Below are 23,544 nucleotides of genomic sequence, written 5' to 3'. Positions count from 1 at the left end.
CTCGTGCCCGGGACGCGGTCGCTCTAACGGCGTGCGGGCGAGCGGTTCACGGCCCGGTGAAGGAGCGACGGAGATGCGGTTCCAGGACCGACGGCAGACCGAGACGGCCACCGGCCCGCGGGTGGGCGCCGTCAGTGGCCGATCAGCGGTCAGTGGCCGAACAGGTGCAGTCCGCGGTGCGGCCGCGACCTCGTTGACGTGCCTTCGGCCGCGGGTACCACCGCGGGTTCCGTCGTGCGGTCCGCCGGCGCCTCGCGGTCCACCGGCGCCTCCCGCTCGGCCATGGCCTGCCGGTCGGTCATGGCCGGCCGGTCGGCGACGGCCTCCCGCTCGGTCACGGCCTCCCGCTCGGCCATGGACTGCCGTCGGGCGAGGGCCCGGGTCTCGCGCCGCTCGTCCGCCCGGCGGCGCATCCGCGCCGCGCCGCCGGTCGCCATGGCGAGGCCGAGCCCGAAGATCAAGGTCAGGGCGATGCCGGACAGGAAGACGGCCAGGCTGTTCATGGTGGCGATCTGGTTGCCGAGCACCGTCACGCCGTAGTCCGGGCCCCCGGACAGGTTGTCGGCGATGAGCAGTCCGGTGAAGGCTCCCGTCGCGGCCAGCAGCAGAAGTCCAAGGAGAAGCATGATCCTTCCTTCCACGGGTCGAGTGCTACTTGCTGCTCGTCTGCCCGGTCCGGTCCGACGCTAACGATCAGGCGACAGGTGAAGCTCGATACACCTCTGGCGAAACCTGAATCGCAAATCGTATAATTCGGGCATGGAGTCGTGGGAAGCCCGAACCGGTTGGACCTTCCTGACCAACCACGCACGGGTACTCGTCATGATCTCCCGCAACCACGACGTGCGGCTGCGGGAGCTGGCCGCCACCTGTGGTCTGACGGACCGCGCGGTCCAGGCGATCGTCCGCGATCTGGAGAAGGCCGGCTACCTCACCCACACACGCGAGGGACGCCGTAACCACTACCGGGTCACGCCCGGCACGCTCTTCCGCCACCCGGCCGAGGGCGAGCACCAGGTGGCGGGGCTTCTGGAGCTGCTCGCAGGACCCGACCGGCAGGGCCAGGAGCCCGCCGACAGCCCGGGCCGCGAGGGCGGCCCCGAGAAACAGGCGATCACCCGTCCCGCCGTACCGGTCTCGCCGGGTCGCAAGGCATGACATGACCCTGGAAGGGGAGAGAGCGATGGCCTTCGGAGATGTCCGCGCGTTCCCCGTTCCGGCGGATCTCACCGCCAGCACGCCGTTGGCCTCCGGGGGGCCTCTGGGCGAGGTCCACGCCGGGCTCGGCCGCCTCGCGGTCCGTCTCGCGCCCGCCGCTCCGCACCGGATCGTGGCCCGCGTGCGGGGGGAGATCGACATGGATGTCGCCCAGGATCTGCGCGAGGCCCTGGTCACGGCGCTCCGTGCGAGCAGCACAGGGCTGGACCTCGATCTGGGCGCCGTCACCTTCTGCGACTGCGCCGGCCTCAACGTCCTCATCGACCTGCGTGCCTCGGCCGCCGACGCCGACAAGTCCCTGGTCCTGACCGCCCTCAGCGGGCCGGTCGGCCGGTTGCTGAGGATCACCGGCACGGACGGGGATTTCACCGTCGCCGGCGGGCCGGAAGCGTGACCGGCGCGCCGCTGCCGAGCCGGTAGCCGAGCGCCCGTGCCGGGGCCTGCGGCCGTGCTCACGTCCGGGCGACCCCGCGCACGGCGGCACGCGGCCGCGACAGGGACGGCGAGCGGCCGGCAGCACCGGTTCGAGCCGCTGATGGCGGACGTGTGACCGGCGTGGAGCTGGGCACACGAAGTGACTGAAAGGACGGGTGAGTCTCGTGGTCGCACTGGTTGTGGTTCTTCTGCTGGCTCTGGTCCTGGCCGGGGCGGGGTTCGCGGTGCACGTCCTGTGGTGGGTCGCCCTGGCCGTCCTGGTGGTGTGGATCCTCGGCTTCGTCATGCGCGGTACGGCCGGAGGCCGTTGGTACCGGTGGTGACCGACAGGGAGGCAGTCGGGAGGAGGGTGAAGTGGGTACGGAACGCAAGCGGGCGAACGCGTCCGACATGTCGAAGGGGAAGGCTGAGGGGACGGCCGGTACAGCCACGGGTGCCAGGACGATGGCCGCCCGGGTGACGGACCGGCAGGCCCTGGCCGACGTCAAGCGGACACTGGAGAAGATCAAGGACGCCGCAAGGCGTTGAACGGCGGCCGACGAGCCCCGCGTCGGCCGCCCCGGCCCGTGGGCTCGCTCCAGCGGCCCGCGAGCCGACGTTCGACGCTGCCCCGGTCGCAGAAGTCGCAGGAGTCGTAAGAGTCGTAGGAGCCGCAGAGCCGCAGAGCCGCAGGAGCAGTCATGGATCGATTCGAATCGTTCGCCGCGCTGCTGGACTATCCGGTGTACGTGGTCACTGCGGCGGCCGGCCAGGAGCGCGCGGGCTGCCTGGTCGGCTTCGCCGGACAGTGCTCGATCCAGCCGCCGCGCTTCGCCGTGTGGGTCTCCAAGGCGAACCGCACCTACCGTGTCGCGTCGCGCTCGCAGTTGCTGGTGGTCCACCTGCTCCCGGCGGACCGGCACGATCTCGCCGAACTCTTCGGCGGCCGTACCGGCGACGACGTCGACAAGTTCGCCGTCGCCGGGTGGGAGCCCGGCCCCGCGGGGGTGCCCGTACTGACGGGTGCCACGGCCTGGTTCGCCGGCCGTGTCGTCGACCGGGCCGACTGGGGCGACCACGTGGGTTTCCTGCTCGACCCGGTCGATGCCGCGACCGCGTCCGACGGTCGCCCGCTGTACTTCCGCGACGTGAAGGACATCGACGCGGGGCACCCGGCATAACCGGCTCGCGGGCCCGGCCCGTTGCCCTGGCGGTAGCGGTCAGAAGCGGTGGCGGTCGGAAGGGGTAGCGGTCCGGAGCGGCGGCGGTCAGGGCCGGTCGTCGTGGTGGCCGCAGAGCCAGGCGAGCGCCCGGTAGGCGCCCAGAGCGCCGGCGGCGTCCGTCGATGCGTCCAGGGCGTGGCGCAGGCGGACCGCGGCGGCCTGGCATTCGGCCAGCAGCTGGGCCCGGCACGGGCCGAGGGCTCCGAGCGCGGCGGCGGCGGTGACCGGCGCCGCCACCTGGGCTCCGGCGGCCCACCGGTAGGCGCCCAGGACCGCGTGGTCGAATCCGGTCCAGGGCTGCGGGCGACGGTTGGCGGTCTCGATCGCGTCGAACACCTCGTCCAGCGGGCGGACCCCCACGGCCAGGATCGTCGTCTCTTCACTGGTCATGCCCGCAACCTACGACGCCTCGGCCGCATCCGCCGCCGGGCGGTACCGACGGCCCTGGACCGACAGGGCCCCGCCCCGGCAATCGGGTGAACGGCGACACCGGTCGCCTGGGGGGACGGCCCGGGGGCCGGGGGCCGAGCCCTCGGCGTCAGCCGTCATCAGCACCGGCGCCGGCGCGGGGCCGCCGTAGGGGTGGGTGGCGCCGCCTCAGCCGGGCCAGGTGCCCGTCAGACGCCGGGCGCCGACCGCACCGCCTCGTTCGACCACCGCCTTGACGAGCGCGAACACCGCTCCCTGGAGTGTGGCCGCGGCCAGGACCTCGGCCCAGGTGCGCTCGGGGTCGGTCGCGGTCGGCGCCTCGTCCTCGTGGCCGAGAAGGGCCCAGAGGCGTTTGAAGACGGCACCGGCGACGACCCCGCCGAGGGCGCCGGCCAGCAGTCCGAGCGGCTTGTAGAGAATCCTGGACATGGGGGCCTCCCGACGGGGTGGCGATCGTGCAGGCAGTAGTCGTCTTCCCGGGCCGCGCCGCGCGAACCGTCGGGAGGCGAGCCGGGCAGGACGGGCCCGGCTCAGGTGGCGAGGAGGTCGGTGAGGTCGTCGGCGTGCTCCTCCTCCTCTTCGAGGATGGACTCGATGAGGCGGCGGGTGGTGGGGTCGTGGTCGCCCAGCCAGCGCGCGATCTCCTGGTAGGTGGAGATCACGATGCGTTCGGCCAGCAGGTTGTTCTCCAGCATGGCCCTGAGGTCGGTGCCGGCCGGGGTGGTGTAGTCGGTGTGGGCGCGCTGGACGAGGGTGGCGGGGTCGAAGTCCGGTTCGCCGCCGAGCTGGGAGATGCGCTCGGCCGCGCGCAGGGCGTGCTGCATCTCCTCGGCGGCGTGCTCGGTGAACTCGGCGGCGACCTGGGCGCGGTCGATGCCGGTGGCGGAGACCGCGTGCCGTGTGTAGCGCAGCCAGCACACGATCTCGGTGGCGACCACGTCGTTGAGGACGGCGATCACCTTGTCCGCGTCGAGGCCGTAGGTGGCGGTGACCGCTCCGTCCGCCATCTTCTGGCGGGCCTCGTCGCGGATGCGGGTCACGTCGATCACGAACTCGTCGGTTGTCATGCTGCGCTCCAGGGGGAGGAAACGGCGGTCGGTCGCGGCTCGCGTTCCCACCTCCGCACGCCGGCATGCGCGGTCGGGTGCAGGTCTACCGGTTCGCAGTAGCCGACCGGGGCCGCCGGCAGTCAGCCCGCGTCGGGCAGGCACGCCTGGAGAGTGCCGTCGGCGTCGACTCGGGTGGCGAAGCACGGTTGGGGTGCGGTGGCGGGGCCGCCCACGTTCCATCCGTCGGCGAGGCGGAACACACTGCCGTGCCAGGGGCAGGTGACGCAGCCGTCAGCGATCTCCCCCTCGGAGAGCGGGCCGGAGAAGTGGCTGCACCGGTCGGCGAGGACCCGGAAGACCTCGTCCGCCTCGCGGACCACCAGCACGGGAACCTCGCCGACGGTGCGGCGCACCGCCTCTCCGAGTGGGAAGCCGTCGGCGCGGCCGAGGTCGTGCCAGCCTGGCTCGACGAGGTGCGGGACGGGCTCGCTCTTGTTCGCGCCGGCGCCCTGCCGGTAGGCGAGGTGGCCGCCGAGCGCGGCCCCGACGCCCAGCACGGCCAGCCCGGCGAGGCCCAGGCCACGGCCGAGCCGTGCCCCGCCGCGTGCGCGGACCGCCCACGACGTGCCGTACAGGCCCAGCGCGGCCACCATCGAAGCGGCGTGCACCACACCGGTGCGCAGCTGCTGTTGGGGCTGTTCGGCCCAGTCGACCCAGCCCGCCAGCGCGGCCGGCCCGGCGGTCGCCACGCCCACCGCGACCAGGACGCGCGCGGGCCGCTCGCAGCCTGGCACCCGGTCCAGCACGGCACTGGAAAGCCAGGCGCCGACCGGCAGCTGCACCAGCGCGGGGTGCAGGGGGTGGCCGAGCGGACGGCCGTGCAGAACGTCGCGCAGCCGCCCGAGCGGCAGGCTTCGGACCACGCGTTGCAGGGGTTCGACGACCGGGTCGAGCTGCCTCGCGCCGGCCAGGGCGTCGAGGGCTTTGAGCGTCCGGGTGCCGAGCCCGGCCACCGGGCCCGGGCGGTCGGTGCGAGTGGGGCGGTCGGAGCTGGTTCCCATGACAACCACGCTGCCATCACCTTTCGTCGGATGCGGGACGGGCTGCGCCGACCGGGGTAGCCGGCGCGTGGAAGGTCCGAGGGGTCCGGGTGGCCGGTGCGGGTCGTGGCGGGGTCAAGGACATCAGGGAGGTCAGGGACGTCAAGCCAGCAGGACCGCGTGCAGGCACAGTTGCCGGCCCTCGTACCCGGAGGGCGCCCGCAGCACGATCGCGGCCTCGCCGTCGATCCGCATCCGCCACAGGCCGCCGGTGTCGCCCCACACCGGGCCGACCCCGCCGCCGTCGTGGAGGAGTTGCACCACGACCACCTTCGCCGCGCCGTGGGCGCCGACCGGACCCGGCAGCGTCACGGCGTACCGCAACTGCGGAGCCATCGGGCACCTCCTCGGAACCCCGCGACCACCCGTTCCAACGGTACGGACAACCCTCTCGGCGGCCTCCCCGGCCGGTCGATCGTCGTGGACGCCGCAGCGTGTGCCCCGTGCGGTCCGATCCATGCGCGTCCACAGGGGCGGCGGTGTCCCGGCGCCGGGGCCGTCGCCGTCCGGCCGGGTCCGCCCCCGCCCAATAGGACCTCGCGACGCATGGGCAGGCACGAGCGGGGCAGGCGAGCGGATAGTCCGACCACGAAACCACGGAGGACCCGCGATGAGCATCGTGCAGGAACAGATCGAGGTGGACGTCCCGCTCACCACCGCCTACAACCAGTGGACGCAATTCGAGGACTTCCCCCGCTTCATGGAGGGTGTCGAGCAGGTCACCCAGCTCGACGACCGCCACAACCACTGGACGACCAAGGTCGCCGGTGTCACCCGCGAGTTCGACACCGAGATCGTCGACCAGCTGCCGGACCAGAAGATCGCCTGGCGCACGACCGGCGGCGAAGTGCAGCAGATGGGCGTCGTCACCTTCGAGCGCCTCGACGACCGGCACACCACCGTCCGCCTGGCCATCGACTTCGAACCCGACGGCGTCGCGGAGAAGGCCGCCGACGCGATGGGCATGGTCGACCGCAGGGTGAAGGGCGACCTGCGGCGCTTCAAGTCCTTCATCGAGGACCACGGCGTCGAGGAGGGCGGCTGGCGGGGCCGCATCGCCCCGGGCGGCTGACCGGCTCCGGGTGGTGGAGCGGCGGTGTCGGCCGTACGGGCCGGCACCGCCGTTTCCCGTGCGGGCCGGCACCACCGTTTCCTGTGCGGGACGACGGGAACACGCGACAACATGGACCAGTCCCAGGCACCGGTACTCGAAGCCCTCGCGGCCTTCCACGCCAACCCGCTGACCGTGTTCACCCCACCCGGTCACAAGCAAGGGCGGGGCACCGACCCCCGCGTCCTCCAGACGCTCGGCGCCGACGTCTTCCGCGCCGACGTCCTGGCGACCGGCGGCCTCGACGACCGCACCGACTCCCGCGGCATCCTGCAGCACGCCCAGGAGCTGATGGCGGAAGCCGTCGGCGCCGACCACACCTTCTTCTCCACCTGCGGCAGTTCCCTGTCCGTCAAGGCCGCGATGCTGGCCGTCGCCGGCCCGCACGAGAAGCTGCTGATCGGCCGGGACGCGCACAAGTCGGTCGTCGCCGGTCTGATCCTGGCCGGGATCCAGCCGGTCTGGGTCGAGCCCCAGTGGGACCCGGACCTGCACCTGGCCCACCCGCCGTCGGCCGAGTCCTTCCGCACCGCCCTCCAGGACCACCCCGATGCCCGCGGGGCCCTCGTCACCTCGCCCACCCCCTACGGCACCTGCGCCGACCTCGTGGCCGTCGCGGACGAGTGCCACGCGACGGGCCGGCCGCTGATCGTGGATGAGGCCTGGGGCGCGCACCTGCCCTTCCACCCCCGGCTGCCCCGGTGGGCGATGGACGCCGGCGCCGACGTGTGCGTCACCTCCGTCCACAAGATGGGCTCCGGCCTGGAACAGAGCTCCGTCTTCCACCTCCAGGGCGAGCGGGTCGACCGGACGGCGCTCAGTCAGTGCGAGGACCTGCTGGGCACCACGAGCCCCTCCACGCTGGTGTACGCCGCCCTCGACGGCTGGCGCCGCCAGATGGCGCAGCACGGCCGCGCCCTGTACGACCACGCGCTCGACCTCGCCGACACGGTCCGCGACCGGGTCGAGCGGATGGAGGGCCTGCACGTCCACGGCCGGGCGGACTTCTGCGGTCCCGGACGCGCTGCCGACCTCGACCCCCTGCAGGTCATCATCGACATCTCCGAGCTGGGCACCACCGGCTACCGGGCCGGCGACTGGCTGCGTTCCCACCACCAGCTCGCCCTGCACCTCTGCGACCACCGCAGGATCAGCGCCCAGCTGACCCACGCCGACGACACGACCACCACCGACGCCCTGATCCAGGGCCTGCGGGAACTCCTCGCGATCGCGCCCGACCTGCGGCCGGCGCCCCAGGTCGACGTCCCGGACCCGGAGCGGCTGCGGCTGGACCAGGTGATGGTGCCGCGCGACGCGTTCTTCGGGCCCACCGAGCAGGTCCCGGCCCAGAAGGCCGCCGGGCGGATCGTCGCCGAGATGCTCACCCCCTACCCGCCCGGCGTCCCCGCCGCCCTCCCCGGTGAGCGCCTGAACCAGGACGTCATCGACTACCTGCGCAGTGGGACGCGGGCGGGTATGTTGGTCCCCGACAGCGCCGACCCGAGTCTGGACACCTTCCGGGTCAGCGTCGAGCACTGACGTGACGGTGCCACGGACGGCCCGCCTCACCACCAGTGATCCCACCCGGCCCGGCTGGACCCGCGTGCGGCACGGCTCCGGATTCGGCTACCGGGACACGACGGGCACCCGCATCCACGACGCCGGACAACTCGCCAGGCTCAAGGCCCTCGTCATCCCCCCGGCCTGGACCGACGTATGGATCTGCCCGGACCCCCGAGGCCACATCCAGGCCCTCGGCACCGATGCCGCCGGTCGCCGCCAGTACCTGTACCACCCGGAGTTCCGCGCCCAGCAGGAGGCGGCCAAGCACGACCACGTCCTGACCGTCGCCCGCCGGCTGCCCGAACTCCGCGCCCGGGTCGCCTCGGACCTGGAGCTGCGCGGCCTCCAGCACGACCGCGTCGCCGCCTGCGCCGCCCGCCTGCTCGACCTGGGCTTCTTCCGGATCGGCTCACCCGCCTACGAGGAGGCCAACGGCTCGTACGGCCTCACCACCCTGCGCCGGGACCAGACCACCGTCCACGGTGGCACGCTGCACTTCGCCTACCCCGCCAAGTCCGGCCGCGAGCGCGACCTCACCCTCACCGACCGGCCCGCCGCCCGGACGGTCCGGGCGCTGCTGCGCCGCAGGGACGACAGCCCCGGTCTCTGGGCCTACTGGGCGCACCGCCGCTGGGAGCCGCTCACCGCACCGGACCTCAACGCCTACCTCCGCGCCGGCCTGGGCACCGATGTCTCCGCCAAGGACTTCCGCACCTGGCACGCCACCGTCCTCGCCGCCGTCGGCCTCGCCGTGTCCTGGCCCCAGGCCGGCCGCTCCGCCGCGGCCCGGCGCAGGGCGGCCGCCCGCGTCGTCAGGGAGACCGCCGCCTACCTCGGCAACACCCCGACCGTGTGCCGCGCCTCCTACCTCAACCCCCGGCTGTTCGAGCTCTACGACCAGGGCGACACCATCACGGCCGCCCTGCCCGACCTCGCCCCCGGCCGGGCCGGCCCCGACGGCCTGCCGGGTACCGGCCAGGTCGTCGAACTCGCTGTCCTCGACCTCCTCGGCGAGCGGTGAGCAACCCCGCCGACCGGTAACGCGCGCCGCCGCCGCGTCGGAGTCGGGATCAGGGCGAGGGCCTGCGTGGTGCGTTCACGGGCGTCGCAGGCGCGGGGTGGGGCAGTAGCGCTCGCCGCCTTCCAGCACGACGGTCGGCCCGGGGGCGATCTCGGTGAAGCCCGCGTCCCGCACCACCGGGAGCTCGCTCACCACCAGTTCCGCCCACCTCTCCGGCGTCGCCGTACGGACGGCGAGCGCGAAGCCGCTCTCCGCCCACTCCTTGCGCCGGGCGTCGTCCAGCCGCCACCAGGCGAGCTGCGCGGCATGGCCGGTCTGCGCCATCGTCTTGCCGGCACTCATCTCCAGCTCCGGGTTCAGCCACAGCACCGGCACACCCGGCGCCGCGGCGCCGACCGGACCGGCTTCCTCCAGGTCGGTGCCCGACACCTGGAGCTTGGCCAGCTCCTTCGGCCAGCCGTCCAGCGGAACCGGCGGGAACACCCGCACCTCCGCCTGCTGCCCCGTCACCGTGATCCCGGGAAGCTCGCCAGCCCGGCGCCACTCGCCGCCCCGCGCCCGCCGGACCACCTTGCGGATCCGCGCGTCCTCCCAGGCCAGGACCCGCTCCGCCCACTCGCCCTCCGCCGCGGTCACCCGCGGGTCGTTCAGCAGGGTCAGCACCGCCCGCGCCGAGGTCTCCAGCGCGTCGGTCCGCCCGGGCGGCGTCGCGCGCTCCATCCGGACCACCAGCGGCAGCACGTACTGCTGCCGGGCGTCGCGGTCCTCGGGCGTCGGGTCGGGAACGGGGGCGTCGAACGGTGAGGTCACCGGACCAGCATGCCAGCCCCCGCCCCGGGGCGATCACCGCGGGGCTCCCGGGGCCCGGCGCCCACCTCGCGGCGCCCGCCTCCCGGGTCGCGGTCAGCGGCGGAAGCCGCGCTGCGCGTCCCGCTCCTCCGCGTCGTCGTAGTTCAGGAACCAGCCCTCCGGGTGCGTGGCGGTGAGCAGCAGTTCGGCGCGCTGCTCCGCGGTCAGCTCCGGATCCCCGTCGTCCGGCCCGTAGACGCCGAACAGCTCGTCGTGGCAGCCGTCCCAGTCGTAGTCGTACAGGTCCGCGGGCAGGTCGCCCATCATGTCGGCGACCGACTCGGGCTGCGCGCCGAGCAGGGTCCGGGCGTCGACCAGGGCCATCCGCAGCGCGATCTCCTCGGCGAGGCAGCGCGGGAGCGGCCATTCGCCGAGCGCGAGGTCGTCGGCGAGGTCGTCGAAGGTGCGGGCCATCGCACGGCGCCAGTTCCGGTGCAGCCGCCAGGTGCGCTGCGGCAGCCTCCCGAACACCGTCCAGTCCGCCTCCTCGCCGTCGACGACCGGCTCGTCCTCGTGCTCGTCGAGGTCGTCGTAGGCGGCGTCGGCCAGCCCGAGCAGCTGGGCGTGGAGCAGGCACGCGGTGCGGGGGGTGAGCGTCCAGTCGCCCGCCGCGCTGCCGCCGTCCTCCTCCTCGCCGTCCAGTGGGAACAGCTCGGCGAAGTCCGGCGCGAAGTCCTCGGTGACGCTGATCTCCAGCGTGCCGCCGACCGCCTCGACCCCGGGGATCGCCGCCACCAGCCGGTCCGGGTGGAGCAGTGCGCCGAGTGCCGCGTTGGCGTCCTCGGCCACCTCGCGCAGCAGTTCACGGCGCTGCCCGGCCGGATCGATGCCGTCGAAGTCCAGTTCCTCCACGGCCGCGACGGCTGCGGCACGCAGCGCCGGCCAGTCCGTGATCCGCAGTCCCAGGACCACGGTCGCCTCGATCTCCTGCGCGCCCGAGTCCTCCGCCGCGCCCGGCCCCTGTGGATGATCGCTTCGCTCGCCCATGGGGCTACGGTACGGCCTTTCGGCCGTCCGATCACCGGTCTGTTCCGGCTACCCTGTGCGTTCTCGCCGTCACTGCTCCGCCTTCTCCCGACCGCGCCCCCGCGCGCCTCTGTTCGAGGGCGTCGAACCGCCCGCAGGATGGCGCCATGGCAAACATCGACGAGTACGGCGGTGGGCAGCGCCCGGACGCCCAGGTGCTGGTAGTGACCACCAACGACATCCCCGGCTACCGGGTGGACCATGTGATCGGCGAGGTCTTCGGCCTGACGGTGCGCAGCCGGCACATCGGCAGCCAGATCGGCGCCTCGCTGAAGTCGCTGGTCGGCGGCGAGCTGCGCGGCCTGACCAAGACCCTGGTGGAGAGCCGGAACGAGGCGATGGAGCGGCTGGTCGAGCAGACCAAGGCGCGCGGCGGGAACGCGGTGCTGATGTTCCGGTTCGATGTCACGGAGGCGGCGGACGTCGGCACGGAGGTCTGCGCGTACGGGACCGCGGTGGTGATCTCCCCGGCCACGGCCTGAGTCCGACCTGCTCCGGCCCGGCCACGGCCCGAGTCGGACGTGTTCCCGGCCCGGCCACGGCCGGGAACACTCGCCGCGCACCGGATGTTTCACCGGCGTGACTGTTTACGGTGCAACCAAGTCCGACCCGGTCCGGCGGGTCGACGTCGTGGTGGTCGGCGCGGGCCAGGCGGGCCTGTCCGCCGCCTACCACCTGCGCCGCCGCGGCTTCGCCCCGTACCGCGAAGCCGTCGCGGGAAGCGGCGCGAGCGGGGCGAGCGGGGCGAGCGGGGCGACCGACGCCGGAGGCACCGGCGGGTTCGTCGTACTCGACGCCGACGACGCCCCCGGCGGTGCCTGGGCCCACCGGTCCCCCTCGCTGCGGATGGCCACCGTGCACGGCTTCCACGACCTGCCCGACGTCGAACTGCCCGACGTCGACCCGAACGCACCGGCGCGCGAAGTCGTCCCGGGGTACTTCGCGGCGTACGAAGCACAGCACGCGCTCCCGGTGGTGCGCCCGGTCAAGGTCCTGGCGGTGCGCTCGGAATCGGCGCGCCCCGACGCCCGGCTGCTGGTCGAGACCGACTCCGGCACCTGGTCGGCCCGGGCCCTGATCAACGCCACCGGCACCTGGACCCGGCCCTTCCTGCCCCACTACCCGGGCCGGTTCACCGGGCGGCAGCTGCACTACGCCGCCTACCGGGGGCCGGAGGAGTTCGCCGGCCGGCGGGTCCTGGTGGTGGGTGGAGGCGCCTCGGCGATCCAGGTGCTGTCGGAGGTCGCGGCGGTCGGCGAGACCGTCTGGGTCACCCGCACCCCGCCGGTGTACCACGCCGGGCCGTTCACCCCCGAGTACGGGCGCGCCGTGGTCGCCAAGGTCGAGGAGCGGGTCCGCCAGGGGCTGCCGGTGCGGAGCGTGGTGAGCGTGACCGGGCTCGGACCGTCGGTGGCCTACCGCCGCGCCGAGGAGCTGGGCGCGCTGCGGCGCCGGCCGATGTTCGACCGCCTCACCGAGCACGGGGTCGCGTGGGGGGACGAGGAACTCGCCGTCGACGCGATCATCTGGGCGACCGGCTTCCGCCCCGAGGTCGGCCACCTCGCCCCGCTCGGCCTGCGCTCCCCCGGCGGCGGCATCGCCCTGACCGGCACCCGGGCGACCGCCGACCCCCGGGTCCACCTGGTCGGCTACGGGCCGTCCGCCAGCACCGTCGGCGCCAACCGCGCGGGCCGGACGGCGGCCAACGAGATCGTCGGGCTGCTCGGCGCACCGGGCGTCGCCGATTCGGCGGATGTCGCGGTGCGGAACGTGGCGATGGCCGACATCGCGGTGGCGAACGTCGCGGTGGCCCAGGTCGCGGTGGCGGCCGGGTAGGGCCGGCCGCCGGCGGGCGGCGCGGCCGAGGCGGGCGCGGCCGGGCGCTCGCCCGCCTCGGCTGTCAGCGGTCGTAGTCGACCGTCACCCGGTCCGTCACCGGACGGGCCTGGCAGGTGAGGACGTAGCCGGCCGCCAACTCCTTCTCCTCCAGGGCGAAGTTGCGCCGCATCGACACCTCCCCCTCGGTGACCAGGGCGCGACACGTCCCGCACACGCCGCCCTTGCAGGCGAACGGCAGGTCCGGCCGGGAGCGCTGCGCGCCGTCCAGCACCGACCGGTCGCGCGGGAGGCTGAGCGTGCTGCCCCGGCCGTCCAGGACGACGGTGACCTCGCTGCGTTCGACGCCCTCGGCGCCGTCCGCCGCGCCCGGCGTGTCGTCGGCGCGTCCACTGATCGGATCGTCCTCGGCGTGGAACAGCTCCTGGTGCACCCGTTCGGTCGGCACGCCCAACCCGCCGAGCAGTTCCTTCGCCCCGGCGACCATCCCGAACGGCCCGCAGAGCCACCAGTGGCCGACCGCCGGCACGTCCACCAGCGCCCGCAGCAGGGCCTCGACCCGCTCCGGGTCGAGCCGGCCGCTGAGCAGTTCCGCGTCCCGGGTCTCCCGGGAGAGCACGTGGACCAGCTGGAAGCGGCCCAGGTAGCGGTCCTTCAGGTCGGCCAGCTCGTCCGCGAACATCACGGTGTCGCTGCGCCGGTTGCCGTAGAGCAGGGTCACGGTCGAGGTGCGGTCGGCGGCCAGCACGGAGGCGGCGATGGACAGCATCGGTGTGACACCGGAACCGGCGGCCAGCAGCACATGGTCGGCGGGCTCGCCGAGGTCGGGGGTGAACAGGCCGGACGGCATCAGCACCTCCACCTCCTCCCCCGGCCCGGCGTCCCGCACCAGCCAGCGGGAGAACAGGCCGCCCGGCACCTCGCGCACGGCGATGCGCAGCGGGCCGCCGACGGGGGCGCAGATCGAGTACGAGCGGCGCTCGTCGACCCCGTCCACCACCCGGCGCAGCGTCAGCGTCTGCCCCGGCCGGAACGCGAACGCCTCCGTGAGCCCCTCCGGCACCGCGAAGGTCACGGCGACGGCGTCGTCGCAGAGCCGCTCCACCGCGGCGATGCGCAGGACGTGGAACGCCGGCCGGCGGGCCGGGCGGACGGGCGACGGGGCGGCTGCGGGGACGGCCGGAACGGCCGGAACTACTGGTGGGACGGCGGCCATTCAGATCTCCTTGACGCGTTCGAAAGGCTCGCGGCACTCGCGGCAGCGCCACAGCGCCTTGCACGCGGTGGAGCCGAAGCGGGACAGCTCCTCGGTGTCGGTACCGCCGCAGAGCGGGCAGGCGACGGGCGGGGCGGCGGCGACCCGGGTCGGGCCGAGGCTCAGCAGGGTGGTGCCGCCGCTGCCCGCCGCACCGCCCCCGGGCCTCGGCGGGGCGATGCCGGCCTCGGCGAGCTTGCGCCGGCCCTCCGGGGTGATCAGGTCGGTCGACCACGGCGGGTCGAGCCGCAGCCGGACCCGGACGTCCGCGAACCCGGCCGCGCGCAGCCGCCGGTCCACATCGGCGGCCATCTCGGCGACGGCGGGGCAGCCGGAATAGGTCGGGGTGAGCCAGGCGGTCACCACCGGGTCCTCAGGCCCCCCGGCCACCTCCACCTCGGCCAGCACACCCAGGTCGGCCAGGGTCAGCATCGGCAGCTCCGGGTCCGGCACGGCGGCCGCGACCGCCCAGGCCGCCCCGCTCGACGCGCGCTCCCCGGCCACGGCCGTCACCACGTCGCACCCGGATGCGCGCGGGCCAGCACCTGCATCTCGGCGAGCAGCAGGCCCAGGGCCTCGCTGTGCACACCGTCCCGGCCCGCCCGGCCGCCGACGGTCGCCAGCCCCGGTGCGTCCGGCACGGCCAGCCCGGCCTCCGCCAGCACCGCCGCCAGTGAGCGCAGCACCGGTTCGCGCAGCACCGCCGGGTCCACCCCGACCCGCAGCTCGACCGGGTGCGCGGTGAAGAGCTCCTCCAACAGCGGCCAGACCGCGTCCAGGCCGGCCTGCATCCGGGCGGCCGAGTACGGTGTGCCGTCGCCGAGCCGCAGCGTCCACGCGGTGGCGTACTCGCGGTGGTACGCCAGTTCCTTCACCCCGCGCGCCGCGACCGCCGCCAGCACCGGATCGGCGTGCCCGGCCAGCGCCTCGTACAGCGCGCCGCGGACGGTGGAGAACAGCAGCAGGCGGGCGATCGAGTACGCGAAGTCCCCGTTCGGCGCCTCGACCAGGCGGACGTTGCGGAAGTCCTGCTCCTCGCGCCAGTACGCCAGGTCGTCCTCGGTCCGCCCGGAACCGTCCGCCTGCCCGGCCCGGGTGAGCAGTTGGCGGGCCTGGCCGAGGAGGTCGAGGCCGAGGTTGGCGAGCGCGACCTCCTCCTCCAGCTCCGGCGCACGGGTGCACCACTCGATGAGGCGCTGGGAGAGCACGAGCGCGTCGTCGCCCAGCATGAGGCAGTAGGCCGCGAGGTCGGCCCCGTCCAGCCCGGGCGGGACGGCGGTGTCCACCCCGAGCAGCGGGTCGGCGAAGCCCGTCCCGTACGCCCAGCGGCCCTCGCCCTCGGGCTCGGGGGACGCCTCGGCGAGGCTCAGGTACACGTGGTCGTCGGTCATGGTTCGGCTGCTCCCGGTCAGATGTGCGGGACATCCTCGGGGATGTCGTAGAAGGTCGGGTGGCGGTAGACCTTGTCGCCGCTGGGCGCGAAGAAGGGGTCGCGCTCGTCCGGGGTGGACGCGGTGATGGCGTCGGAGCGGACCACCCAGAGGCTGACGCCCTCGTTGCGGCGGGTGTAGAGGTCGCGGGCGGCGAGCAGCGCCATCCGGTCGTCGGCCGCGTGCAGGGAACCGACGTGCACGTGGTTCAGACCCCGCCGGGGGCGCACGAACACCTCGTAGAGCGGCCAGCCGGCCTTGGACTCGGTCACTTTCCGTTCTCCTGTTCCTTCTCCGTGCCGGCGTTCGTCGTCGTAGCGGCGTTCGTCGTCGTACGGGTGTCCGTCTGGGTACCGGCGTCCGTCCGCGTACGGGCGTCCGTCCGCGTACCCGCGCCGGCCTCGGCGCGGCGCTTCTCCGCGTACGCGGTGGCCGCCTCGCGCACCCACGCGCCGTCCTCGTGGGCGGCCCGCCGACGCTCCACGCGCTGGGCGTTGCACGGGCCCTGGCCCTGGATGACCCGGTTCAGCTCCGACCAGTCCGGCTCGCCGAAGTCCCAGCTGCCGCGCTCCGCGTTCCAGCTCATCCCGGGGTCGGGGAGGGTGACGCCGAGGTGCTCGGCCTGCGGCACGGTCATGTCGACGAAGCGCTGCCGCAGCTCGTCATTGGTGTGCCGCTTGATCCGCCAGGCCATCGAACGGGCGGTGTTCGGCGAGGCGGCGTCCGAGGGGCCGAACATCATCAGCGACGGCCACCACCAGCGGTCCACCGCGTCCTGGACCATCCGGCGCTGGGCCTCGGTGCCGCGCATCAACGTCATCAGCAGCTCGTAGCCCTGGCGCTGGTGGAAGGACTCCTCCTTGCAGATCCTGACCATGGCGCGCGCGTACGGGCCGTAGCTGCAGCGGCACAGCGGGACCTGGTTGCAGATCGCGGCGCCGTCCACCAGCCAGCCGATCACACCGACGTCGGCGAAGGTGAGGGTCGGGTAGTTGAAGATCGAGGAGTACTTCTGGCGACCGGAGATCAGCTTCTCGGTGAGTTCGGCGCGGTCCACGCCGAGGGTCTCCGCGGCGGCGTAGAGGTACAGGCCGTGGCCGGCCTCGTCCTGGGCCTTCGCGAGCAGGATCGCCTTGCGCCGGAGGGAGGGGGCGCGGGTGAGCCAGTTGCCCTCGGGCTGCATGCCGATGATCTCGGAATGGGCGTGCTGCGCGATCTGGCGGACGAGGGTCGCCCGGTAGGCGTCGGGCATCCAGTCGCGGGGCTCGATGCGCTGCTCCGCGGCGATGACGGCCTCGAACGCCTCCTCGGGCGATGCCCCGGGCCGCTCGGCCACCTCTGCTGTCACCACGGTCCCCTTTCGCTGCCTGTGTCCCCACCCGTCGGCGGTCCGCCAACCGACTGACCGTTCGGTCGGTACCATTGTGCGCGGTGAGACGGGCGGCTGACAAGGGAGCACCGCCGATGTCGGGGCGGCGGGCTCGGGGGCGGGGCGACGGCCCGGAGTCCGGCAGCGGCCCGGAACTGGAACGGCGGGGAGGGGTCGAGCAGAGGCCGGGCCCGGGCCTCTGGGGGCTCGGGCCCGGCCGAGTGGAGCGCGTCGCTGTCGGTCACCCGCCGACGGCGCAAAGAGCCCAGGTCAGGCCGACGTCCGGCGCAGGGCGGCCAGCTCCTCCGCGCGAACGGCCCGCCCGGCGAACACCTCCGCCTTGCGCTCCTCCATCCGGCGCAGCGCCGCGCGCCGCTCCCGGGCGGCGAGACGGTCGATGTAGAGGCCGCCGCCCAGATGGTCGGCCTCGTGCTGGAGGCAGCGCGCGAAGTAGCCGCGCCCCTCGACGACCAGCGGCCGGCCGTCCAGGTCCCGGCCCCGGACCACCGCCCGGTCCGGGCGGGCCAGGTCCGCGTACGGGCCGGGGACGGACAGGCAGCCCTCCTCCGCCTCGACCAGCCGGCGCGCCCCGGCGGGCAGCTCGTCGAGCACCGGGTTGAGGATGTGGCCCACGTGGCGGACGCCGTCATCGTCGAAGCAGTCCCAGACGAAGAGCCGGAGGTCGACGCCGATCTGGTTCGCGGCCAGTCCGGCCCCTTCGGCGACCCGCATGGTGGCGAACATGTCGTCGATCAGCCGCGCCAGTGCGGGAGTGCCGAACTCCTCCTCCGCCACCTCCCGGCACCGGCGGTGCAGGACGTCCTCCCCGACGACGGTGACCCGCCGCACCTCACCCCGCAACGCCTCCGGCGGCACCTCCGGGTAGGCCGCCTGCACCTCGCCCTGCGACCTCACCTGCCCCCGAACCGGCTCCACCTGCTCCAGCCGCTCCACCGACCCGCGTCGCGCCATGGTCCTTCCCCCTCTGCGATGCCTGCGGCTTCCGCGCTGCTGCGCTCGCGCGTGCCCCATCCTGCGTGGCTGCGTATCCGAAGCCTGCGTTGCCGTTTGTGCCCGAAGTCCCGCGTTGCCGTGCGTCCGAAGCCCTGCGTCACCGTGCTCTCCGCGCCACCGTGCCCGATGCGGCACCGTGGCGGCAGGATCCGGCACCGGCGATGCGGCATCGGCTCGGCTCGGCTCGACTGCTCGTCACTGTTCCACACTTTGCAAAGTGGGCACTTTGCAAAGTGTGGGGAAGCCGTCGCCGAACGATCCCTCACCCGCCCTCATTAGCCTCATATGCTGGGCAAACACCCGACTGGCTACGAATCGACGCGATCCCGACTTGCCAAAGAACTTTGCAAAGTGGACTCTTTGCAAAGTGACCACCCACAGCACTCCCGCCGAACCGGCCGTCCCCCGGAGCGGGGCGCCCTCGCGACCGCTGCCGCAGCACGCGGTCCGCGCCGCACTGCTCGACCTGATCGCCGAGTGGGGCAGCATCACCTCGAACCAGGCGGCGCAGATGCTCCGCCAGAGTTCCGGGACATGCTCCTTCCACCTCCGGCAGCTGGCCCGGCACGGGCTGATCGAGGAGGCGCCGACCGGGGACGGCCGTTCCCGTCCGTGGCGGCTGCGATGGGAGGGGTCGCTGATGCCTCCCGAGCCGGGTCCGTCGGCGACCGGCCGGACCGGCGGCGACCTGACCCCCCAGCTGGCGACCGAGCTGGAGGACGGCAGCTACCGCCGCTGGCTCGCCAACCGGTCCGCCGCACCCGCCGAATGGCAGCGGGACCAGACCTCCAGCGACGTCCTGCACCTCACCAGCGACGAACTCGCCGACCTCGGCGCCGCCGTCCGAGCCCTGCTCGCGCCCTACCGGCAGCGCGAACCGCGCACCGGGACGCACCCCGTCGCGGCGGTCACCCGGCTCTACCCGCTGCTCGCGGGCACCGGAGAGGAAGCCGAAGCGCACTGAACAGCCGACGGCTGACAGATTTCACGATCTGCCAGCCGTCAGCTGTCCGCCGACGGTCCACGGTCACGCGTCAGCCGTCACCGGCCGGCACACTCCGCCCTGTCACCCCTCCGAGCGGTCGCGCAGCCGTGGGAGCGGGACGGCGAGGAGCGCCGCCAGCAGGGCGATCCTCGGTGCCAGCTGGTCGATCCGGATGTGCTCGTGCCGCGCGTGCGCGCCGCCGCCGACGGCGCCGAAGCCGTCGAGCGTGGGGAGTCCGCGCGAGCCCGGCAGGTTGGTGTCGCCCGCGCCGCCCGCCGGACCGCCGTCCAGCTGCTGCCCGAGCACCGCAGCGAGCGAACGGACATGGCGCAGCAGCGGGTTGGCGGAGCGCTCGGGCCAGGCCGGGCGGCTGGACAGCACCTCGGTCCGCACCCGCGCGCCCGGTCGCAGCGCGGTCAGCCGGGCGAGGTGGTCGAGGGTCCGGCGCTGCGCCTCGGTGGTGGAGAAGCGCAGACCGAGTTCCGCCTCGGCCCGGCCCGCCACGACGTTGGCCCGGCTGCCGCCACTGATCCGGCCCGCGTTCAGCTCGGTGCCGGGGAAGCTGACGAGGCCGCGGACGGCGACGAGCTGGTCGACCAGTTCGTCCACTGCCGATACGCCGTCGGCGGCGTCGTTGCCGGCGTGGGCCTCGCGCCCGGTGACGGTGAGCCGCACCCGGGTGGAGCCGCGGCGGGCGGTCTTGAGCCGGCCGTCCGGGTGCGGCGGTTCGAGGCCCAGTACGGCGGCGGCGTCCCGCAGTTGGCGTTCGACGAGGCGCTTGCCGTCCGGGCTGCCGACCTCCTCGTCGGAGACCACGACCAGGCGGACCGTGCGGTGGGGGCGTTGGCCGAGGTCGGCGAGCAGGGCGAAGGCGCCTTCCAGGATGGCGAGTCCGCCCTTCATGTCGACCACGCCGGGCCCGCTCAGGATGCCGTCCTGCTCGGTGACCGGCCAGTCGGTGAGGATGCCGGCCGGCCAGACGGTGTCGTGGTGACCGACCACGAGGAGGTGCGGCAGGCTTTCGTCCCGGCCCTCCCATTGGAGGACGAGGTGGTCGCCGGCCGGGCCCGGTTCGCGCTGGACGGTGGCGCCGGTGGCCCGGAATCCGGCGGCCAATTCCTCGGCGAGGGCGTCGAGTCGGGGCGCGTCGCCACTGGGGGACTCGATCCGGGCCAGGTCCGCGCAGCGTCGCCGGACGGCTCCGGCGAGGGTGCGGGCGCGGGTGCTGAGGGCCTGCGGCAGACCGGGGAGAGCGGCGGTGGGGCCGGGTTGGCCCTCGCTGTCGGGGACGGCCGGAGTGCGGGGGGCCGCGGCGGTGGGTGACGCGGCGGCGGGTGTGGGGGCGGCCTGGGCGAGGGCGGTTCGGGCGGTGCCGGTTCTCACGGTCGTTCCGAGGGCGGCGGCGGCAGTGGTGGCGCCGGCCGTCATCGTGCTGCCCGTCGTGGTGCCGGCGGCGTTCGCCGGGGTGGCGGCGACGTTCGCCGTGGCGGATCCGGTGGCGGCAGCCGGTGTTGGGGCGGCCGGGGTGGTGATCGTGCCGGCGGCGACGGCCACCGGGGCAGCGGCAGGGACAGGGGTCACGGCGGTCACGGGGCTCGCCGCGGGAGTCGCGGGGCGGACGGCTTGAGGACTCAACGCTTGCCTCCGCGGCCGCCGCCGGTATACAGCGGCCGCGCGGATCGGCCGGTGCGGCCGGTCCGCCCCGACCAGGCCGCCGGGCCGACGGGCCCGGGCGTGACGGCGGGACACCAAGAGGTTCCGTCCGTTCCAATTGCGCTGGAACGGCTGGGCGGCGTGTGTGGCATGTACGTCCTCCTCGCTCGATCCGGTGGCCCCGATCGTCCCGGAGCCACCGTGGACGGCGGCTTCCCTTGCGGCGGGCGCAGAACGACGCACCGCTGCAGGGAAGCCGAGATGTGAGCCTAGAAGAACCGTTCGGTTTCCTGCGAGGTGGCCCTGCTCCCAGCGTGCCGGGGTCGGGAATCCGCCCCGTCGCCCGGCCGCTGAACGGCGGTCGGCGCACGACATGCGAACCCGGCTCGGCGCGCGGGCGCGGTCGCCGGATCGCGCCCACCTCCACCATGGACCCGGGGCCGGGGTTCGGCAGCACAGAACGCCAAGCCGCGCCTTTTCCAAGCCAGATGGGTGACGGCGGATCGGCTTCGAGTACGGCGCGACGCTGATCCGGGAGCGGTCGGTTCGGGCAAATCACCGTGTTCCCACGCGATGGTGGAGAAGTGCGGACGGATCGTCGCACGAGCCGAGGGCGGTCGGGTCAGCCGCTGTCGTCCACCATGCCGGCGTCCCGGGCGAGCAGTGCCGCCTGGACCCGGTTGCCGACTCCCAGCGCGGTGAGGATTCGGCTGACATGGGCCTTGACCGTGCTCTCGCGCATCCCGAGGACGGCCGCGATCTCGGCGTTGGAGCGGCCGACGGCGAGTTCCCGCAGCACCTCGCCCTCGCGCGGCGTGAGCCCCTCCAGGCGGCTCCGGGCCGCGACCGCGCGTGGCTCGCCGGTGCGGTGGTAACGGTCGATGAGGCGGCGGGCGGCGGACGGGTGGAGCATGCCCTGTCCGCCGGCGACCACGTGGACGGCGCGGGCGATCTCGGCGGGCGGGGTGTCCTTGAGCAGGAAGCCGTCGGCGCCGGCTGCCAGCGCCCGGTAGACGTACTCGTCGAGGTCGAAGGTGGTGAGCGCGATGACGCGCGGACCGTCCGGCAGCGCGCGCAGCCGCCGGGTCGCGGCGATGCCGTCGAGCCTGGGCATCCGGATGTCCATCAGGGCGACGTCGATGCGGTGGCGGGTGGCGAGTTCGACGGCCTCCAGTCCGTCGGCGGCCTCGGCGACCACGGTCAGTTCCGGGTCCTGGGCGAGCAGGTCGACGAGTCCGAGCCGGACCAGCGCATCGTCGTCGACCACCATGGTGCGGATCACAGCGCCTCACTCGGCGGGTTCGGGCCGGTCCGCGGGCCGGCGGCCGCCGGGGCGGGGTGCTGGCCAGTGTGCTGGCCGGGCGGCGGGACGGCCGGTGGGGCGGGCGGCCGTGGGTGCGGCGGCCGGACCGGGGGCCGGGCCGGTGCCGGGAGGCGGGCGGCGAGACGGAACCCGCCCCGCCCGTCGGAGCCCGCGTCGAAGTGCCCGCCGAGCGCACCGACCCGCTCGCCGAGCCCGACCAGGCCGTAACCGCCCCCGGTACAGGCACCGGACGGAGCCGGGTCACCCGCGCCGTTGCGTACCTCCACGGTCGTCGCGGGCGCGCCGTACCGGACGCGGACGGTCACCGGGGCGGTGTGCGCGTACTTGCGCGCGTTGGTCAACGCCTCCTGGACGACCCGGTGCACGGCCAGCCGGTGGGTGGTCGGGATGTCCTCCGGGTCACCGGTGAGGGCGAGTTCCACGCGCTGGCCCGAGCCGGCGGCCTCGGCGACGAGTTCGGCGAGGTCGCGCAGGGCGGGCGCGGCGACGGGCGGACTGGAGTCGGCCGGCGCGTCGGGGTCGACGGGCCGGTGGGGATCGGAGGATGGACGGGACGCGGCGAGTCCGGGGAGCAGCGCGTCGCCTGCCGAAGTGGGAGCGGGGCCCGATTCGGTGCCCGGCCCCGTACTCCCGCCCGTACTCCCGCCCGTACTCGCTCTCGTACTCGCGCTCGCGCTCCACGGCCCGACGGCGGTTCGGGTGCTGTCGGGCGCCCCGGCGTCACCGGCTGGTCCGGCGTGGCCGGACGGGACGACCGGCTCCGACGGACCGGACGACGGAGTCGTCCCCACGGGTTCGGGCGGATCGGCCCGGAGCGCGCCGAGTACGTCTCGCAGGTCGTCGAGCGAGCGGGCGGCCGTGGCCCGGAGCAGTTCGAGGCGGTGGGCGAGGCGGTCCGGGTCGTCCGCCACCGTGCCTGCCTGGCTCTGGTCGCGCAGCACACCGGCGTGCAGGACGAGAAGGCTGAGCCGGTGGGCGAGGACGTCGTGCATCTCGCGGGCGATCCGGGCGCGTTCGGCGGAGCGGGCCTGTTCGGCTCGGAGTTCGCGCTCCCGGTCAAGTGCCTCGACCTTGGCGTTCAGGGTCCGGATCAGCTCGCGGCGGCCGTGCAGCCACAGCCCGAGGGAGACGACGGCCGCCTCGACCAGGAGTTGGGAACCGGTGCTGCCGGCCCAGTCGGCGAGGGACTCGGCACGGACCGCACCGAGCCCGGCGAGCACGGCCGCGGCCACGAGTGCCGGGCCGGAGCGGCCCGTCGAGGCCAGGTGGTAGAGGCTGAACAGGCCGGGGAAGGCGCGGTTCAGCAGTCCGCTGAACAGTACGGGAAGTACGGCGGCGGCGACCGGGTGGCGACGGGCCAGCAGCAGGGACAGCGGGGCGAGGACGGCCCCGGCCATGCGCACCGGGTGCCAGGGGAGGTCGTGGACGTGCCACTGGGCGAGGCTCTCCTCGACGACGAGTGCGAGGACGGTCAGCAGGAGCAGCGTCTCGGTCGGGCGGTGCCGGCCGGGCGCGTACCAGCCGAGCAGGGGTTTCTGGTTGTCCATGGGGATCTCGCCTCCTTCCGTCCGTCGTCCGGGCCCCGATGCTACGACGAACCGGCAGTGCGTCTCCCCTGTCGATCGGCCATCGGCACCCTCGACTTTCGTCGGGGGTACGGAGCATCTTTCGGCCA

28 protein-coding genes are annotated in these 23,544 nt (G+C 74.2%); 11 read left to right on the top strand and 17 right to left on the bottom strand.

Annotation, left to right across the window (positions count from 1 at the left end):
* Window positions 1-149: 149 nt before the first annotated feature.
* Window positions 150-626: a hypothetical protein gene (locus tag SM793_RS05590; protein WP_320436883.1), complete on the bottom strand. Its 477-nt coding sequence runs from the start codon at window positions 624-626 to the stop codon at window positions 150-152.
* Window positions 627-759: 133 nt separating this feature from the next.
* On the opposite strand from SM793_RS05590, the gene SM793_RS05585 reads away from it, so the two are divergent.
* The 5 genes from SM793_RS05585 to SM793_RS05565 all read left to right on the top strand — a co-directional run bounded on the left by SM793_RS05585 (window position 760) and on the right by SM793_RS05565 (window position 2,813).
* A complete protein-coding gene (locus SM793_RS05585) occupies window positions 760-1,158 on the top strand; it encodes a helix-turn-helix domain-containing protein (protein WP_320436882.1) in 399 nt (132 codons plus the stop codon).
* 25 nt (window positions 1,159-1,183) lie between these two features.
* Complete coding sequence (locus tag SM793_RS05580; RefSeq protein WP_320436881.1) at window positions 1,184-1,612, top strand: STAS domain-containing protein; 429 nt, start codon at window positions 1,184-1,186, stop codon at window positions 1,610-1,612.
* A gap of 205 nt (window positions 1,613-1,817) precedes the next feature.
* Entirely contained in the window at window positions 1,818-1,976 is a 159-nt protein-coding gene (locus SM793_RS05575; protein WP_320436880.1) for a hydrophobic protein, read from the top strand.
* A gap of 31 nt (window positions 1,977-2,007) precedes the next feature.
* A complete protein-coding gene (locus tag SM793_RS05570; protein WP_320436879.1) occupies window positions 2,008-2,181 on the top strand; it encodes a hypothetical protein in 174 nt (57 codons plus the stop codon).
* Window positions 2,182-2,333: 152 nt separating this feature from the next.
* Window positions 2,334-2,813, top strand: coding sequence for a flavin reductase family protein (locus SM793_RS05565; RefSeq protein ID WP_320436878.1), 480 nt, complete (start codon window positions 2,334-2,336; stop codon window positions 2,811-2,813).
* Between the two features lie 87 nt (window positions 2,814-2,900).
* Here SM793_RS05565 and SM793_RS05560 read toward each other — a convergent pair whose 3' ends face one another.
* The 5 genes from SM793_RS05560 to SM793_RS05540 all read right to left on the bottom strand — a co-directional run bounded on the left by SM793_RS05560 (window position 2,901) and on the right by SM793_RS05540 (window position 5,769).
* Window positions 2,901-3,245 (bottom strand): hypothetical protein, encoded by a 345-nt coding sequence (locus SM793_RS05560; RefSeq protein ID WP_320436877.1) that lies wholly within the window; start codon window positions 3,243-3,245, stop codon window positions 2,901-2,903.
* 207 nt (window positions 3,246-3,452) lie between these two features.
* Window positions 3,453-3,713 carry a DUF4235 domain-containing protein gene (locus tag SM793_RS05555; RefSeq protein WP_320436876.1) on the bottom strand — a complete coding sequence of 87 codons (261 nt, stop codon included), beginning with the start codon at window positions 3,711-3,713 and terminating at the stop codon, window positions 3,453-3,455.
* Between the two features lie 101 nt (window positions 3,714-3,814).
* Window positions 3,815-4,351, bottom strand: coding sequence for a ferritin-like domain-containing protein (locus SM793_RS05550; RefSeq protein WP_320436875.1), 537 nt, complete (start codon window positions 4,349-4,351; stop codon window positions 3,815-3,817).
* A gap of 122 nt (window positions 4,352-4,473) precedes the next feature.
* Complete coding sequence (locus SM793_RS05545) at window positions 4,474-5,394, bottom strand: Rieske (2Fe-2S) protein (protein ID WP_320436874.1); 921 nt, start codon at window positions 5,392-5,394, stop codon at window positions 4,474-4,476.
* 141 nt (window positions 5,395-5,535) lie between these two features.
* On the bottom strand, window positions 5,536-5,769 hold the full coding sequence (locus SM793_RS05540; protein WP_320436873.1) for a DUF6296 family protein: 234 nt from the start codon (window positions 5,767-5,769) through the stop codon (window positions 5,536-5,538).
* A 274-nt stretch (window positions 5,770-6,043) separates the two neighbouring features.
* Here SM793_RS05540 and SM793_RS05535 point away from each other — a divergent pair, with 274 nt between their 5' ends.
* The 3 genes from SM793_RS05535 (at window position 6,044) to SM793_RS05525 (ending at window position 9,128) form a co-directional block, all read left to right on the top strand.
* Window positions 6,044-6,505 (top strand): SRPBCC family protein, encoded by a 462-nt coding sequence (locus SM793_RS05535; RefSeq protein WP_320436872.1) that lies wholly within the window; start codon window positions 6,044-6,046, stop codon window positions 6,503-6,505.
* Window positions 6,506-6,616: 111 nt separating this feature from the next.
* On the top strand, window positions 6,617-8,083 hold the full coding sequence (locus tag SM793_RS05530) for an ornithine decarboxylase (RefSeq protein WP_320436871.1): 1,467 nt from the start codon (window positions 6,617-6,619) through the stop codon (window positions 8,081-8,083).
* A 1-nt stretch (window position 8,084) separates the two neighbouring features.
* Window positions 8,085-9,128: a DNA topoisomerase IB gene (locus SM793_RS05525; RefSeq protein ID WP_320436870.1), complete on the top strand. Its 1,044-nt coding sequence runs from the start codon at window positions 8,085-8,087 to the stop codon at window positions 9,126-9,128.
* Window positions 9,129-9,203: 75 nt separating this feature from the next.
* On the opposite strand, the gene SM793_RS05520 is transcribed toward SM793_RS05525, so the two are convergent.
* Both SM793_RS05520 and SM793_RS05515 read right to left on the bottom strand, forming a co-directional pair.
* Entirely contained in the window at window positions 9,204-9,938 is a 735-nt protein-coding gene (locus SM793_RS05520; RefSeq protein WP_320436869.1) for a peptidyl-tRNA hydrolase, read from the bottom strand.
* A 93-nt stretch (window positions 9,939-10,031) separates the two neighbouring features.
* Complete coding sequence (locus SM793_RS05515; RefSeq protein WP_320436868.1) at window positions 10,032-10,964, bottom strand: hypothetical protein; 933 nt, start codon at window positions 10,962-10,964, stop codon at window positions 10,032-10,034.
* 146 nt (window positions 10,965-11,110) lie between these two features.
* Here SM793_RS05515 and SM793_RS05510 point away from each other — a divergent pair, with 146 nt between their 5' ends.
* Window positions 11,111-11,485 (top strand): YbjQ family protein, encoded by a 375-nt coding sequence (locus SM793_RS05510; protein WP_045938048.1) that lies wholly within the window; start codon window positions 11,111-11,113, stop codon window positions 11,483-11,485.
* A gap of 97 nt (window positions 11,486-11,582) precedes the next feature.
* A complete protein-coding gene (locus SM793_RS05505; RefSeq protein ID WP_320436867.1) occupies window positions 11,583-12,839 on the top strand; it encodes an NAD(P)-binding domain-containing protein in 1,257 nt (418 codons plus the stop codon).
* Between the two features lie 64 nt (window positions 12,840-12,903).
* On the opposite strand, the gene paaE is transcribed toward SM793_RS05505, so the two are convergent.
* From paaE to def, 6 genes are all read right to left on the bottom strand, one after another.
* Window positions 12,904-14,055, bottom strand: coding sequence for a 1,2-phenylacetyl-CoA epoxidase subunit PaaE (gene paaE / locus SM793_RS05500; protein WP_320436866.1), 1,152 nt, complete (start codon window positions 14,053-14,055; stop codon window positions 12,904-12,906).
* Window positions 14,056-14,598 carry a 1,2-phenylacetyl-CoA epoxidase subunit PaaD gene (gene paaD, locus SM793_RS05495; RefSeq protein WP_320436865.1) on the bottom strand — a complete coding sequence of 181 codons (543 nt, stop codon included), beginning with the start codon at window positions 14,596-14,598 and terminating at the stop codon, window positions 14,056-14,058.
* A gap of 5 nt (window positions 14,599-14,603) precedes the next feature.
* Entirely contained in the window at window positions 14,604-15,485 is an 882-nt protein-coding gene (paaC, locus tag SM793_RS05490; RefSeq protein WP_320436864.1) for a 1,2-phenylacetyl-CoA epoxidase subunit PaaC, read from the bottom strand.
* A 17-nt stretch (window positions 15,486-15,502) separates the two neighbouring features.
* Entirely contained in the window at window positions 15,503-15,796 is a 294-nt protein-coding gene (gene paaB, locus SM793_RS05485; protein WP_030391930.1) for a 1,2-phenylacetyl-CoA epoxidase subunit PaaB, read from the bottom strand.
* Window positions 15,793-16,947 (bottom strand): 1,2-phenylacetyl-CoA epoxidase subunit PaaA, encoded by a 1,155-nt coding sequence (gene paaA / locus SM793_RS05480; RefSeq protein ID WP_320436863.1) that lies wholly within the window; start codon window positions 16,945-16,947, stop codon window positions 15,793-15,795. Before paaA ends, paaB begins: the two co-directional genes overlap by 4 nt.
* Before the next feature lie 216 nt (window positions 16,948-17,163).
* Window positions 17,164-17,865, bottom strand: coding sequence for a peptide deformylase (gene def / locus SM793_RS05475; protein WP_320436862.1), 702 nt, complete (start codon window positions 17,863-17,865; stop codon window positions 17,164-17,166).
* A gap of 409 nt (window positions 17,866-18,274) precedes the next feature.
* On the opposite strand from def, the gene SM793_RS05470 reads away from it, so the two are divergent.
* Window positions 18,275-18,871 carry a winged helix-turn-helix domain-containing protein gene (locus SM793_RS05470; protein WP_320436861.1) on the top strand — a complete coding sequence of 199 codons (597 nt, stop codon included), beginning with the start codon at window positions 18,275-18,277 and terminating at the stop codon, window positions 18,869-18,871.
* Between the two features lie 102 nt (window positions 18,872-18,973).
* Here SM793_RS05470 and SM793_RS05465 read toward each other — a convergent pair whose 3' ends face one another.
* The 3 genes from SM793_RS05465 to SM793_RS05455 all read right to left on the bottom strand — a co-directional run bounded on the left by SM793_RS05465 (window position 18,974) and on the right by SM793_RS05455 (window position 23,416).
* Window positions 18,974-20,473 carry a M20/M25/M40 family metallo-hydrolase gene (locus SM793_RS05465; RefSeq protein ID WP_320436860.1) on the bottom strand — a complete coding sequence of 500 codons (1,500 nt, stop codon included), beginning with the start codon at window positions 20,471-20,473 and terminating at the stop codon, window positions 18,974-18,976.
* A 694-nt stretch (window positions 20,474-21,167) separates the two neighbouring features.
* Window positions 21,168-21,827, bottom strand: a complete 660-nt coding sequence (locus SM793_RS05460; protein WP_320436859.1) for a response regulator transcription factor — start codon at window positions 21,825-21,827, stop codon at window positions 21,168-21,170.
* Window positions 21,824-23,416 (bottom strand): sensor histidine kinase, encoded by a 1,593-nt coding sequence (locus SM793_RS05455; protein WP_320436858.1) that lies wholly within the window; start codon window positions 23,414-23,416, stop codon window positions 21,824-21,826. Before SM793_RS05455 ends, SM793_RS05460 begins: the two co-directional genes overlap by 4 nt.
* Between the last annotated feature and the right edge of the window lie 128 nt (window positions 23,417-23,544).

This window comes from Kitasatospora purpeofusca (assembly GCF_034043715.1).
Classification (GTDB): Bacteria; Actinomycetota; Actinomycetes; order Streptomycetales; family Streptomycetaceae; genus Kitasatospora; species Kitasatospora purpeofusca_A.
Note: the sequence above shows the minus strand (reverse complement) of the source record. Positions and strands in the feature narration are given on the sequence as shown.